This is a genomic window from Methylobacterium sp. J-068, from assembly GCF_022829445.1.
Classification (GTDB): domain Bacteria; phylum Pseudomonadota; class Alphaproteobacteria; order Rhizobiales; family Beijerinckiaceae; genus Methylobacterium.
Window position 1 is genome coordinate 1 of the sequence record NZ_JAKSXY010000018.1, and the last position, 14279, is coordinate 14279.

12 protein-coding genes are annotated in these 14279 nt (G+C 70.4%); 7 read left to right on the forward strand and 5 right to left on the reverse strand.

Annotated features, from left to right (window positions below; all coding sequences use genetic code 11):
- Positions 1-639, reverse strand: a 639-nt coding sequence (locus tag MKK54_RS00840) for a hypothetical protein (protein WP_244008621.1), incomplete at its 3' end; no start/stop codon positions are given.
- Between the two features lie 20 nt (positions 640-659).
- Positions 660-2156, reverse strand: coding sequence for a leucyl aminopeptidase (locus tag MKK54_RS00845; RefSeq protein ID WP_244008622.1), 1497 nt, complete (start codon positions 2154-2156; stop codon positions 660-662).
- Between the two features lie 281 nt (positions 2157-2437).
- Here MKK54_RS00845 and lptF point away from each other — a divergent pair, with 281 nt between their 5' ends.
- The 5 genes from lptF (at position 2438) to rsmA (ending at position 9329) form a co-directional block, all read left to right on the forward strand.
- Positions 2438-3607, forward strand: coding sequence for an LPS export ABC transporter permease LptF (gene lptF, locus MKK54_RS00850; RefSeq protein WP_244008623.1), 1170 nt, complete (start codon positions 2438-2440; stop codon positions 3605-3607).
- A 14-nt stretch (positions 3608-3621) separates the two neighbouring features.
- On the forward strand, positions 3622-4710 hold the full coding sequence (gene lptG / locus MKK54_RS00855; protein WP_244008624.1) for an LPS export ABC transporter permease LptG: 1089 nt from the start codon (positions 3622-3624) through the stop codon (positions 4708-4710).
- A complete protein-coding gene (locus MKK54_RS00860; RefSeq protein ID WP_244008625.1) occupies positions 4710-7415 on the forward strand; it encodes an LPS-assembly protein LptD in 2706 nt (901 codons plus the stop codon). The genes lptG and MKK54_RS00860 overlap by 1 nt, the downstream gene beginning before the upstream one ends.
- A 106-nt stretch (positions 7416-7521) precedes the next feature.
- Complete coding sequence (gene pdxA, locus MKK54_RS00865) at positions 7522-8472, forward strand: 4-hydroxythreonine-4-phosphate dehydrogenase PdxA (RefSeq protein WP_244008664.1); 951 nt, start codon at positions 7522-7524, stop codon at positions 8470-8472.
- Between the two features lie 14 nt (positions 8473-8486).
- Positions 8487-9329: a 16S rRNA (adenine(1518)-N(6)/adenine(1519)-N(6))-dimethyltransferase RsmA gene (rsmA, locus tag MKK54_RS00870; RefSeq protein ID WP_279597089.1), complete on the forward strand. Its 843-nt coding sequence runs from the start codon at positions 8487-8489 to the stop codon at positions 9327-9329.
- A 134-nt stretch (positions 9330-9463) separates the two neighbouring features.
- Here rsmA and MKK54_RS00875 read toward each other — a convergent pair whose 3' ends face one another.
- The 3 genes from MKK54_RS00875 to MKK54_RS00885 all read right to left on the reverse strand — a co-directional run bounded on the left by MKK54_RS00875 (position 9464) and on the right by MKK54_RS00885 (position 12430).
- Positions 9464-10453, reverse strand: coding sequence for a TIM44-like domain-containing protein (locus MKK54_RS00875; RefSeq protein WP_244008627.1), 990 nt, complete (start codon positions 10451-10453; stop codon positions 9464-9466).
- A gap of 149 nt (positions 10454-10602) precedes the next feature.
- A complete protein-coding gene (locus MKK54_RS00880) occupies positions 10603-11712 on the reverse strand; it encodes an ATP-binding protein (RefSeq protein WP_244008628.1) in 1110 nt (369 codons plus the stop codon).
- 85 nt (positions 11713-11797) lie between these two features.
- Positions 11798-12430: a helix-turn-helix transcriptional regulator gene (locus MKK54_RS00885; RefSeq protein ID WP_244008629.1), complete on the reverse strand. Its 633-nt coding sequence runs from the start codon at positions 12428-12430 to the stop codon at positions 11798-11800.
- Positions 12431-12635: 205 nt separating this feature from the next.
- On the opposite strand from MKK54_RS00885, the gene MKK54_RS00890 reads away from it, so the two are divergent.
- Positions 12636-12995: a DUF952 domain-containing protein gene (locus MKK54_RS00890; RefSeq protein ID WP_244008630.1), complete on the forward strand. Its 360-nt coding sequence runs from the start codon at positions 12636-12638 to the stop codon at positions 12993-12995.
- Between the two features lie 30 nt (positions 12996-13025).
- Entirely contained in the window at positions 13026-14105 is a 1080-nt protein-coding gene (locus tag MKK54_RS00895) for a quinone-dependent dihydroorotate dehydrogenase (protein WP_244008631.1), read from the forward strand.
- Positions 14106-14279: the final 174 nt, after the last annotated feature.

A 14279-nucleotide genomic window follows, 5' to 3' on the forward strand; every position in this document is an offset into this window, starting at 1 on the left:
GAGGAGGTGGGGCAGGAACGCGGCGCAGGCGAGCGCCATCGCCAGCAGGGCATCGGCCGTCGTCATCGCCCGGCGCGGCCAGATGCCGAACCCCGCGAGCGGCGCGAGACCCAGCACCGCGAGGGCGAACCAGAGCGCGAGCGTGCGGACCAGCATCGCGCCGAGGCGCCGGAGCCAGCGGCGCCGGACGCGCGCGCCATTGCCGATCAGCAGCGCTCCGAGCCCGAGCGTCGCGGCGTAGAGAAGGGCCGCGAGGCCTGAGCCGAGTGCGTAGGCTCCGAGCATGGGCTGCTGCGCCAGGAACGCCGAGCCGCCGCTTGCGAAGGCGAGGCGCAGGGTCACGCCGCCGAAGGTCGGGTACAGGCAGGCGGCGAGGAACAGGGCCAGGGCCAGGACGCCCCCGATCAGCCGGCGCGGCCATCCGGCGGGGCTGGGCCGGAGGATCACGACGGCGAGACGCGCCAGCCCATAGATGATCGCGATCCCGAAGAGCGGGTAGCGATCGAGGAAGAAGCCGTAGAACCGGGCCTCCAGCACGGGCGGCAACGGGGTCCGCTGGTCGAACCCCGTCGCGAAGGCGACGCCGATCGCCAGGATCGCCGCCGCCAGGGGAAGAAGGGCCGGCACCGCGCCGCGCACGGCAGGTTCGCGAGCCAGGTTCAGCCCTCGTAGTTGTCGCGCACCAGACGGTCGAGCAGGCGCACGCCCCAGCCGGCGCCCCAGCTCCGGTTGATCTCGCTCGCCGAGGAGGACATCGCCACGCCGGCGATGTCGAGATGCGCCCAGGGGACATCGTTGACGTAGCGCTTCAGGAACGAGGCCGCGGTTGCGGCACCGCCGTGACGACCGCCGGAATTCTTCATGTCGGCGAACTTCGAATCGATCGCCTTGTCGTAGGCCGGGATCAGCGGCATCCGCCAAACGGCCTCGCCCGTCGCCTCGCCGGCGGCGGTGATCTTCGCCGAGAGGGCATCGTCGTTCGAGTACATGCCGGCGATGTCCTGGCCGAGCGCCACGATGATCGCGCCCGTCAGAGTCGCCAGATCGATCATGAACTTCGGCTTGTAGGAGCCCTGGATGTGCCAGATCACGTCGGCGAGGACGAGGCGGCCCTCCGCGTCGGTGTTGATGATCTCGATGGTCTGGCCCGACATCGAGGTGACGATGTCGCCGGGGCGCTGGGCGTCGCCGTCCGGCATGTTCTCGACGATGCCGATGGCACCGATGACGTTGACCTTCGCCTTGCGGGCGGCGAGCGCGTGCAGGGTGCCGACGACGCAGGCCGCGCCGCCCATGTCGCCCTTCATGTCCTCCATGCCGCCGGCGGACTTGATGGAGATGCCGCCGGAATCGAAGCACACGCCCTTGCCGATGAAGGCGATGGGCGCCTCGGCCGGGTCGGCGCCGCCGTTCCAGCGCATCACCACGACCCGGGCCTCCTTGGTGGAGCCCTGCGCCACCGCGAGCAGGGCGCGCATGCCGAGCGCCTCGAGCTTGCCGGGGCCGAGCACCTCGACCTCGACGCCGAGCTTGGTCAGCGCCTCGGTGCGGCGGGCGAATTCCTCCGGGTGAAGGACGTTCGGCGGCTCGTTGACGAGTTCGCGGGCGAGGATGACGCCGTCGGCCACGGCCTCGGCGGTCCTGGCGGCGCTCTCGGCGGCGGCGGCGTCCGCCACCATCAGGGTCAGGGAGGTGCCCTTGGCGTCCTCGCCCTCGGGCTTCTTCTTGGTCTTGTAGCGGTCGAAGCTGTAATGGCGCAGGCGGGCGCCGAGCGCGAAGTCGGCGGCGTTCTCGGCGGTCACGTCGAGCCCGGCGAACGTCAGCGCCGCGTGCGCGTCGCGGCCCGAGACCTTGCCGGCGGTGAAGCCGCCCAGCGCCGGCCAGTCGATCTTGGCGCGGTCCTTCTCCGAACCGAGGCCGATCACCAGAAGCCGGTCGGCGTCGAGGCCGGCGGGGGCCGGCAGGGCCAGGGCCGACAGCGACTTGCCCTTGAAGCGCTCGCTCGCGGCGGCGCGCGCCACGAGGTCGGCGACACCGCCGCCGATCGCCTGCGCCACGGCGGGCGCCAGCGCGAGGTCGTCGCCCACGAACAGGACGATGTCGCCCCGGCCCACAGGACCGAGAGGCCCGAACGCGATCGTGATTCCGTCCGCCATGACGCTGCTTTCCGAGAATGGGACTCGAACGAGAGATACGTTCGAAGAAGTGCGAGCAAACCGTGCGGAGCGGCACACGGTGACGCGCTCCGCTCCAGGCGCTTCTGTGTACCCGTTGAGGCACAGAACGCAACGCGATCGGAACGCCGCGAAACCGCCCGATTTGGCGCGCCCCGATCGGAGTCGACGGCCGGGGGGCGGGACAGGTAGAGACAGGCGGGACATTCTTCCCGCCCGGGCGATGCGGGGGCGTGCCGCGAGACGCCGATCCACGAGAACCGATGACGCAGATCGAGCGCTACATCTTCAGAATCGCGCTCGGGGCGTTCCTGGCCTGCCTGGTCGGCCTGACCGGCACGATCTGGGTGACCCAGGCCCTGCGCGAACTCGACCTGATCACGGCCAAGGGCCAGACGCTGGTCATCTTCTTCCTGATCACCGGCCTGTCGCTGCCGACCCTGATCACCGTCATCGCCCCGGTCGCGCTGTTCATCGCGGTGGTCCACACCCTGAACAAGCTGAACGGCGATTCCGAGCTGATCGTGATGTCGGCCGCCGGCATGCGGCCGCGCCAGATCCTACGCCCCTTCCTCAGCCTCGGCCTCGCGGTCAGCCTCGCGGTGGCCTTCCTGACGATCCAGGTGATGCCGTCCTCGTTCCAGGAACTGCGCGACGTGCTCACGCGCGTCCGGGGCGACTTCATCGCCAACGTGGTCAAGGAGGGGCAGTTCACCAGCCTCGACAGCGGCATCACCTTCCACTTCCGCGAGCGCGGTCCGGGCGGCGGCCTGCTCGGGCTGTTCATCCAGGACAAGCGCGAGGCCGGGAAATCGGTCGTCTACCTCGCCGAGCGGGGGCAGGCGATGGAGTATGGCGGTCAGAGCTACCTCGCCCTGGAGAAGGGCAGCATCCACCGCCAGCAGAAGGGCTCCCGCGACGCCTCGATCATCACCTTCGAGCGCTACACCGTCGACCTCGCGGCCTTCACGCCGCCGGACGCGGAGCTGGTTTACAAGCCGCGCGAGCGCGCCACGATGCAGCTCCTGTTCCCCGATACCGGCGAGACCTACTACAAGCAGCAGAAGGGCCGCTTCCGGGCGGAACTGCACGATCGGCTCTCGTCCTGGCTCTACCCCCTGGCCCTGACCTTCATCGCCTTCGCGGCGTTGGGCGACCCGCGCACCACCCGGCAGGGACGCGGCCTCGCGGTGGCGGGCGCGGTGATCGCGGTGGTGGTGGTGCGGATCGGGGGATTCGCCGCCAGCAGCGCGGCCGCGCGCAGCCCCGGCGCCGTGGCGGCGGTCTACGGCGTGCCGCTCCTCGCCATCCTGATCTCGACGATCATCATCTTCAACGGCGCGGCCGTGCGGGAGCGGAATGCCCGCGCGATCCGTGCCTTCGCGGGCCTCGTCGCTCGCCTCAGGCGGCGCCCGCGCCTCGGCGTGCAGTGAGGCGCGGTTAGGCCATGCTGATCGGCGCGACCCTCGGCCGCTACTTCGCCATGCGCTTCCTGCGCACCATCCTGGGCGTGTTCCTCACGGTCTTCACGCTCGTCTACACCCTGGATTTCGTCGAACTCCTGCGCCGCGCGGGCGATGCCGAGGGCGCGTCCACGGGTTTGATGGCGCAGCTCTCGCTCTACCGGACGCCGGCGGTGGCCGAGGGCGTGCTGCCCTTCGCGATCCTGTTCGGCTCGATGGCCGCCCTGCTCCAGCTCTCGCGCAAGCTCGAACTCGTGGTCGCGCGCGCCGCCGGCATCTCGGCCTGGCAGTTCCTGCAGCCGGGCGTGTTCGTGGCGCTGGCCATCGGGGCATTCACGGTCGGCGTCTACAATCCGGTCTCGGCCCTGATGAAGCAGCGTTCCACCGAGATCGAGGCGAAGATCTTCTCGCGTTCCACCAAGGCGAATTCCGGCAAGGACCTCTGGCTGCGCCAGCGCAGCCTCGACGGGCAGGCCATCATCCGGGCGGACACCGCGATCGAGGGCACCACCGCGCTCGCCGGGGTCTCCGTCTTCACCTTCGACGAGGCGGGCCGGTTCACCGCGCAGATCGAGGCCGCGCGGGCGAGCCTGCACGACGGCTACTGGGCGCTGACCCAGGCCCGCGTGATGGCCCAGGGGCAGCCGGCCGAGACCTTCGACACCTACCTCATCGCCTCGACCCTGGTGCCATCGCAGGTCCGGCAGCGCTTCACGCCCCCCGAATCTGTGCCTTTCTGGCAACTGACCGAGACCATCGCGCGCTTCGAGCGGGCGGGTCTCGATGCCACGCGCTACCGTCTCCAGTACGATGTGCTGCTGGCCCGGCCGGTCCTGTTCCTCGCCATGGTGCTGGTGGCGGCCAGCGTTTCCTTAAGGTTCTTCCGCTTTGGTGGTGTGGGTAAGCTCGTGCTGGGCGGCGTGGCGGCGGGGTTCGTGCTGTATGTCGCCCGACAGGTGCTGGAAGGCCTCGGTGCCTCGGGAATCGTGACGCCGGCGGTGGCGGCGTGGTTCCCGGCCGTGGTAGGGAGTCTCCTCGGTACGCTCACGCTTCTCTATCAGGAGGACGGCTGATGTCGGACTCGCGGGTGGAGAGGGTGCAGGGGCCTTGGCAGGAGTTGGGACTGGCGTTGCGTAAGGTCGCCGACATCGCGTTAGCCACCGGGTTCGTGGCCCTCCTGACCGTCGCCGCACCGGCGGCGACGGGCGGCCGCGCCATGGCGCAATCGAGTTCTTCGGCGCAGTCGGGCCCTTCGGCTCAGCCGGGCCCGAAGAGCGCCGCCGGGCAGAAAGCCGTCCCCGCTCGGAAGGCCGGCGAGAAGCCGGCCGAGCGCCTCCTCGTCGAGGCGGCCGAGCTCGTCTACGACAACGACCGCAACACCGTGATGGCGCGCGGCAACGCGGAGCTGCATTACGGCGCCCGCGTGCTCCAGGCCGACCGGGTGACCTACGACCGCAACGCGAGCCGCGTCTACGCGGAAGGCAACGTGCGGCTGACCGAGGCCACCGGCGCGGTGCTGACCGGCGAGAAGATGGAGCTGACCGACGATTTCCGGAGCGGCTTCATCGATGCCCTGCGCGTGCAGCAGACCGTGGAACTCCACGGCCAGCCGGTCCGCACCCGGTTCTCCGCGCCCCGCGCCGAGCGGATCGAGGGCGACACCACCAGCTTCGAATACGGCACCTACACCGCCTGCGAGCCGTGCAAGAACAATCCGGAGACGCCGCCGCTCTGGCAGATCCGCGCCACCAAGATCATCCACAACAATCAGACTCACACCATCGCGTTCGAGGAATCGAGCCTCGAGATCGCGGGCATCCCGGTCGCCTACCTGCCGTATTTCGAGACCGCCGATCCGACGGTGAAGCGCAAGACCGGCTTCCTGACGCCCCGCTTCGTCACCTCGACGGCGCTCGGCTCCGGGGTCGCGACGCCGTTCTTCATCGATCTGGCGCCGAACTACGACCTGACCCTCTCGCCCGCCTTCCTGAGCAACCAGGGCGTCCTCGGTCAGGCGGAGTTCCGCCACCGCCTCGAGACGGGCTCCTACAACCTACGCCTCTCCGGCATCTTCCAGACCACGCCGAGCGCCTTCCTGCCCGGCCCCCTCGGCGCGGGCGACCGCGACTTCCGGGGCGCGGTGGAATCCAAGGGCCAGTTCTACATCAACGACCGCTGGCGCACCGGCTGGGACGTCGTCGGCGTCACCGACAAGTGGTTCCTCGACAATTACCGCATCCGCAACCAGAGCATCACCACGGACTACTTCCGTGAAGCGGTCTCGACGGCCTACCTGATCGGCCAGGGCGACCGCTCGTGGTTCGAGGCGCGCGGCTACTACTTCAAGGGCCTGTCGAGCTTCGACTGGCAGAAGGAGCAGCCTTTCGTTGCGCCCGTGATCGACTACGACAAGCGCATCAACGGCCCGGCGCCGCTCGGCGGCGAGGTGCGGTTCGAGGCCAACATCACCAGCCTGACGCGTCAGGCCACCGACTTCCAGGCCGTGCAGAGCCCCACCGGCTACCTGCTGACCCCGACCGTCAACGGGCGGACCTACAACCTCTACGAGACCTGCACCACGTTCGAGCGGGGCAAGTGCATCATCCGGGGCCTGGCCGGCACCAACACCCGCGCCTCGGCCCAGCTCTCCTGGCGCCGCTCCTTCATCGACGACATGGGGCAGGTCTTCACCCCCTTCGCCTACCTGCGCACGGACGCGTTCTTCGTCGATCCGCGCAATTCCGGCTACCAGAATGCCCTGGTGCAGAACATCGCCCGCCAGGACGCCGACTTCTCGGGCCGCGTGCTGCCCGCCGTGGGCATCGATTACCGCTATCCCTTCGTGAGCAATTTCGGGCCCCTCGGCGTCCACACCATCGAGCCGATCGCCCAGGTGATCGCGCGGCCGAGCGAGACGCATATCGGCCGCCTGCCGAACGAGGACGCGCAGAGCCTGATCTTCGACGACACCTCGCTGTTCGAGTGGGACAAGTTCTCCGGCTACGACCGGGTCGAGGGCGGCGTGCGCACCAATCTCGGCGCGCAATACTCCGTCGTGACCCCGGCCGGCTGGTACGCGAACGCCATGTTCGGCGAGTCGATCCAGATCGCGGGTGTCAATTCCTTCCGCCGGGGCGACATCGCCAATGTGGGCCTCGATTCCGGCCTGGAGAACCGGCGCTCGGACTTCGTCGGCCGCTTCCAGCTCTCGCCGAACCAGAACATCACCTTCATCACGCGCGGCCGCTTCGATCAGGCGGATCTCGGCGTGAACCGGGTCGAGACCGGTATCATCGCCCGGCTCTCGCCCTTCGCGCCGATCGACCTCTCGGCCTTCTATTCCTACTACAAGGCCCAGCCGGCTCTGGGCTTCGCCAATCGCCGCGAGGGCGTGACCGCCTCGGCAACCTATCACGTCACGCCGAACTGGTTCGTGACCGGGTCTGCCCTGATCGACATGTCGCACTACCTCGACGTGCGCGACACGTTCAAGACCGCCTATGCCTCCTACCTTGCGAACCCGGTCGGCGATGCGCCGGTCTATTCCAATCCCGGGCGCTTCTACCTCTCGGGCATGAGCATCGGCGGCGGCTATCAGGACGAGTGCACCACCGTGTCGGTGAACTACATCGTCTCCCCGACCGCCACCGCGCTCGGCACCAGCGAGCGCAACCGCACCGTCCTCCTGAGGCTCGAACTCAAGACCCTGGGCGAAGCCGATTTCCGCCAGAACCTCGGGACCGCGGTGACGGCCGACGGCATCTCGACGATCCGTTGACAGGGTCCGGCGCCCACGCATGCGGAGGCCGGCGGTGAGCCGCCTGCGCGCGCCCGTCGCCCTCACACTGGGGGACCCGGCCGGCATCGGCCCCGAACTCGCCCTGATGGCATGGTTGGCGCGCGACGACGGCGCGGGTCTGCCGCCCTTCTTCCTGATCGGCGATCCCGATTTCATCGAGCGCCGAGCGGGCGCGATGAACCTGCAGGTCCCGGTCGCCGATGTCGGCCCCGACCTCGCCGAGGAGGTCTTCGCGCGCGCTCTGCCGGTGATGCCGATGCCGAGCGGCATGCGCGTCGATGCCGTGCCGGGCCGCCCGGATTCGGCGCATGCGGGCGCGATCCTCGAATCGATCACCACCGCCGTGACCCTCGTGCAGCGCGGGGCCGCGTCGGCGCTGGTGACGAACCCCATCGCCAAGTACGTCCTGACCCAGGTCGGCTTCGCGCATCCGGGCCACACGGAGTTTCTCGCCTCCCTCGCGGTCGCGCCCGGCGAGGCGCCGCCGCTGCCCGTGATGATGCTGTGGTCCGAAACCCTCGCGGTGGTGCCGGTGACCATCCACGTGGCCTTACGCCGGGTGCCCGAGCTCCTGACGCAGGATCTGGTGGTGCGCACGGCCCGCATCGTCGCCCACGACCTGCGCCATCGCTTCGGCCTCGCGCGGCCCCGCCTCGTCCTGTCCGGCCTGAATCCCCATGCGGGCGAGAACGGCACGATGGGGACCGAGGACCGCGACGTGCTGGAGCCGGCCGTGATGCAGTTGCAGAACGAGGGCATCGACATCCGGGGACCGCTCCCCGCCGACACCCTGTTCCACGAACGGGCACGAGCGAGCTACGATGTGGCCCTGACCCCGACCCACGATCAGGGACTGATTCCCATCAAGACCCTGGCCTTCGACGAGGGGGTGAACGTCACCCTCGGTCTGCCCTTCATCCGGACCTCACCGGATCACGGCACCGCCTTCGACATCGCGGGCCGGGGCGTTGCGCGGCCCGACAGCCTGATGGCGGCCCTCCGTCTCGCCGCCCGACTCGCGAAGGCCGGCGCGTGAGCGGGGATGGCGAGCTGAGTGTGGACGGCCTGCCGCCGCTGCGTGAGGTGGTGCGCCGGCACGGCCTGGAGCCGAAGAAGGCGCTCGGCCAGAACTTCCTGTTCGACCTCAACCTGACGGGCCGGATCGCCCGCGCCGCCGGCCCCCTCGACGGCGTCACCGTGGTGGAGATCGGCCCAGGGCCCGGCGGCCTCACGCGCGCACTCCTCGCCGAGGGCGCGCGCCGCGTCATCGCCATCGAGCGCGACCCCCGCGCCCTGCCGGCGCTCGCCGAGGTCGCCGCGCATTATCCCGGCCGCCTCGACGTGATCGATGCCGACGCCCTGCGCTTCGACCCCACGCCCCTCATCGGCGCCGGGCCGGTGCGGGTGGTGGCCAACCTGCCCTACAACATCGGCACGCCGCTCCTGGTCGGGTGGCTCACGGGCGCGGCCTGGCCGCCGTGGTGGGATTCGCTGACGCTGATGTTCCAGCGCGAGGTCGCCGAGCGCATCGTCGCCGACGAGCACGACCGCGCCAATTACGGCCGCCTCGGCGTCCTCTGCGGCTGGCGCACGCAGGCCCACATCCTGTTCGACGTGGCGCCGTCCGCCTTCGTGCCGCCGCCGAAGGTGACCTCGTCCATCGTCCGTCTGACGCCGCGCGCCGAGCCCCTGCCCTGCTCGGTCCAGGCGCTCGAAGCCATCACCCGCGCGGCCTTCGGGCAGCGCCGCAAGATGCTGCGCCAGAGCCTGAAGGCGGCGGTCCCCGACCCCGCCCGCCTCCTCGCCGCCGCCGGCATCGCCGAGACCGCGCGGGCCGAGGAAGTCCCGGTCTCCGCCTTCGTGGCGATGGCGCGGGCGCTCAAGGACGGCTGATCCTGTCTCCGCCTGAGCGAAGCCCGGATCCGCCATCCCGAAGGGGGCAACCGGATTTGGGATGACGAAAACGAAAGAGGCCGCGCGGATCGCTCCGCGCGGCCTCTTCGATTCGCATCCGGGTCCGGTTGCGATCAGCGGCCCTGCTGGACCGCCGAGAGGACCCAGCGGCCGCCGCGCTCGCGCACGAAGGTCCAGAGTTCGACGGCCTCGGGCTCGCCGGTCTCGACCACGCGCTGGGTGCGCCGGTCGAGGGTCACGTCCTTGATCGCGTAGCGCATCGCCACCGTGGCGTACTCGGCATTGCCCTCGCCCCACGATTCGGACAGGTCGCCCTGCAGGAGCTTCACGTCCGAGATCCGGTTGACGACGCCGCGCGCCTCGTTGGCCCGCAATTCCTCGATGAAGTAACCGGCCATTTCCGGGGTGGCGAGGTTGCGCAGGGCCGCCGCGTCCTCACGGCCATAGGCCGCCTGGACGTCGTTGAGCGCGATCTCGAAGCTCTGGAAGTCACCGGGGCCGATCTGCACCGGGCGTGCCTGAACGGGCTGCACCGGAGCCGGGCCGCGCGCCTGGGCACTGGCGGTGCCGCCTCCCAGCGGTGCGCCGGCCATGGGCGCCGGGTTCGGACGCGCTCCGGACTGAAGGTCCGAGCGGGCGAGACCCGCGGCGGCCGGGGTGTCCTGGCGACGGCGGAACCAGCGCACCGCGAAGGCCACCAGCATCACGACGAGGCCGACCTGCAGCAGCAGACCGAGGAAGGACATGATGCCGCCGAGGCCGCCGAAGAAGCCGCCGCCCAGCAGCGCGCCGAGCAGGCCCGCGCCGAGCAGGCCCGCCATGAAGCCACCGCCGAAGCGACGGCCCGGCTGCGCGGCCTGGTTCATGCCCGGATTGCCCATGGCGGGGCCGGGCTGGGTCTGCGAACGCTGAATCGGGGCCGGTGCGCCGGGCGCCGTCGTGGTGGCGGAGGGCGGCGTGAAGGTGCGCGATCCGCGCGAGCCCATGCCACCGCTGCTGCCGCTTCCGGGACGCGCCTCGACGACGGGCGCGGCGAGGGTCAACGCCGCGGCGAGCGCGAGCATGGACGCCGCGCGCTTGCGACGAGTGGTGGAGGTGAGCATGAAGACGCCTCTGATGACGAACGGAGAGGTCGACGACCTCGAAAGAGCCCGGCGCGAACGCCGCTCCTGCATATGGTGACGTTCCAGCATGGGTTTTAGTCCTTACAGACTGCGCTTTTCGGTGCGCGGCCGGCGAGCCGGAGTCGATTTCAGACGACGGCCGGAAAGACGAGGCGGACCACCGATCCCTCCCCCAGCTTCGAATCGATCGAGACCGTGCCGTTCTGGCGCTTCATCAGGCCGTGCACGATGGCGAGCCCCGTGCCCCGCCCGGCCTCGCGGCTCGTGATGAAGGGCGCCAGCGCCCGCGCCGACATCTCGGGCGACATGCCCTGGCCCTCGTCCGTGACCAGGATGCCCACCGCCCCGTCGCCCGGCCGTTGCAGGCCGCGGTCCCCGGGCGGCACCGCGAAGGTCGCGATGACGATCCGCCCCGGCTGGGGCATCGCCTCGCAGGCATTGGCCACGATATGGGTCAGCGCCAGTTCCACCTGCGTCGGGTTGGCGAGGCCGGGGGCGAGGCCCGGATGGGGGCGGATGGCGAGGTCGACCCGCGTCGGCAGCGTCGGGCCGACCCGGGCGCCGAAATCCTCGATCAGGCGGTTCAGGTCCACCGGCCGCACGTCCGGAGCGATGCGGCGCGAGAAGGCCAGCAATTGTCGGGTCAGGATCGTCGCCCGCTCGGCGGCATCGGTGGAGCGCAGGATCGCGCGCTGGATGAACGGCTCCTCCCGGTCGCCGAGGCGGCGCTTCAGGCCGTCGATGTAGCCGATCAGGATCTGGAGGAAGTTGTTGAACTCGTGCGCCACGCTGTTGGTGAGGAGCCCGAGCGCCTCGCGCTGGCGCGAGAGTTGGAGGGCGCCCTCGGCGTCGCGACGCCGGGTCACGTCGACCACCTGCGCGAGCCGGTAATCCGTCCCCGGAACCGTGGCGACGAGCAGCTGGGCCCAGTAGGTCGCGCCGCTCCGGGATTGCGCGAGGATCTCGACGCCCTCGGGCCGGGTGCCGGTCAGAGCGGCTTTCAGGGTGGCGCAGGTCTCCCGGTCTCCGTCCGGCCGCAGCATCGCGGCGGCTCGGCCGCCAATCGCCTCGCCGGCCTCACGCCCGCTCAAGGCCAGGAAGGAGGCGTTCGCGAGGACGATCCGGTCCCCATCCGCGTCGAGCAGGAGCGCCGGCACGGGCGAAGCGGTCAGGAGCGCGGCGAGGCCCGGGTCCGGCCTCGTCTCCGACGCGGGGTCGTCCGTCCGGGGCGATGCCATGGCCTCTCCGCCGATGCGGGACGTCGCGCCCCTCGGAGTCAAGCCATAGCGGCATCCGCCGCCGCGGCAAAGCGCCGGGACGACCCTACTGGCGCACCCACATCACCCGGCCGATCCAGGCGATGTCGCCGACATTGACGATGCGGTCGGCGTGCTCGGGGTTCAGCGAGGCGAGTTCGATCGTGCGTGCCGTCTTGCGCTTCAGTTCCTTGGCCAGAACCTCGCCGACCGTGAGCCGCACCACCACGCGGTCGCCCTTGCGGACGCTGGCGGTGGGAGAGACGATGAGCACGTCGCCGTCCCGGTAGAGCGGCGCCATCGAATCGCCCTGCACCTCCAGGGCGAAGGCGCGGTCGTCGCCGAGGTCGGGAAACTCGATCTCTTCCCAGCCGGGGCCGCCGGTGGGCATGCCCTCATCGGTGAACAGCCGGCCCGAGCCGGCCTGGGTCATGCCGACGAGCGGGATCATGGTGCGCGGCGGGCCACCGCGCGCCTCGATCAGGCGGAGAAAGTCGTCCAGGCTCGCGCCGGTGGCGGCGAGCACCTTGGAGACCGATTCGGTCGAGGGCCAGCGCTTGCGTCCGTCGGGGCCGATGCGCTTCGAGCGGTTGAAGCTCGTCGCGTCGAGGCCGGCCCGGCGCGCGAGGCCGGATGCGGAGAAACCATGCCGCTCGGCCAAGCGGTCGATCGCGGTCCAAATCTGTTCATGAGACAGCATTGGGGCTCAAAGCGCACTACGGTTAAGACGTTCAGCCTATTTCTAGGAAAGTAGAACTATTTCCGCCTGATGGCAATGCCCACTCGACCATCAAAAACGCTTCGTCATCGCTCCGATAGCTTCTCACGACTTGCTCGCCAGAGTTGCAGCGATGCGCGAAGCGGCGATGTTTGATCGCCGTCTCGAAACCCGTTAGGGAGCGCGGATGCCGATCATCTACAAGATCTGTCCGCGCGATCTCTGGCGGGAGGCCGAGGCGCTCGGCCGCTTCACCGGCGCGCCGGTCGACCTGGCCGATGGATATATTCATTTTTCCACCGCGTCCCAAGTGGCGGAGACGGCCTCACGCCACTTCGCGGGCGCGACGGACCTCGTCCTCGTCTCGGTGGAGGCGGACGCCCTCGGGCCGGCCCTGCGCTACGAGCCGTCGCGCGGCGGCGACCTCTTCCCGCATCTCTATGGCGACCTGCCCCTCGATGCCGTGCGGGCGCTCGACGCGTTGCCCCTCGGCTCCGATGGCCGCCACGTCTTCCCCGCCGCTCTTCGGGGCGAACCCTCGGCGTAACGGCCGTCTCCCGGTGATCGGAGCCTTCCCGTGATCAACGCGCTGTTCCCCCTGGCCCGGCCGCTCCTGCACAGCCTCGACCCGGAGACCGCCCACAACCTGACCCTGCGGGGACTCTCGGCCCTGCCGCCGCGCGGGCCGGGCGCGGATGATTCGCGCCTCGCGGTCGAGGTGCTGGGGCGGCGCTTTCCGAATCCGGTCGGCCTCGCCGCGGGCTTCGACAAGGGCGCGCAGGTGCCGGACGCCCTGCTCGGCCTCGGTTTCGGCTTCGTGGAGGTCGGCGGCGTGGTGCCGAGGCCTCAGCCGGGCAACCCGCGCCCGCGCGTGTTCCGCCTCACCCGGGACAGCGCCGTCATCAATCGCTTCGGGCTGAACAGCGAGGGCCTCGACGTGGTGCGGGCCCGCCTCGCGGCCCGGCAGGGCCGGCCGGGCCGGGTCGGCGTCAATATCGGGGCGAACAAGGAGTCGACGGACCGCCTGGCCGACTACGTCACCTGCACCCGCGCCCTGGCGCCGCTGGTCGACTTCATCACCGTGAACGTCTCCTCGCCCAACACGCCGGGCCTGCGCGACCTCCAGGGCGAGGCGTTCCTCGACGAACTCCTGGCCCGCGTGGTCGAGGCGCGCGACGCCACCCATCCGGGCACGGCGATCCTGCTCAAGATCGCGCCGGACATCACCCTGGAGGCTCTCGACGCCATGGCGGCGACGGCCCTGCGCCGCGGCGTGCAGGCGCTCGTCGTCTCCAACACCACCGTCGCCCGCCCCGCGAGCCTGCGCGAGACGGCGCTCGCCACGGAAACGGGCGGCCTCTCGGGCCGGCCGCTCTTCGCGGCGGCGACACGGCTCCTCGCCGAGACCTACCTGCGGGTCGGCGTGAGGCTGCCGCTGATCGGCGTCGGCGGGATCGATTCTCCGGAGGCCGCCTGGACCAAGATCCGCGCCGGCGCCAGCCTCGTGCAGCTCTATTCCAGCCTCGTCTATGCCGGGCCGGGCCTGATCCCGGAGATCAAGCGCGGCCTCGTCGCGCGCCTGAAGGCCGAGAACGCGACGAGCCTCGCCTCGGTCGTCGGGCGCGACGCGGCCGCGCTGGCGACGATGGCGGCCTGACGCCTCCTTCGAGCGGCAGCGTCCCGTCTTGGTCCGTTCCTTGTCACCGTCGTCGTAGGCAACGCCGATGCGGTCGCCCCCGAGCGCGGAGATCACGCCCGGATACCACTTGCCGCCGCCCTGGACGTTGCGCTCGACCCGCCCGCCGATCGCCCAGTTCTACGGCTTCACGTT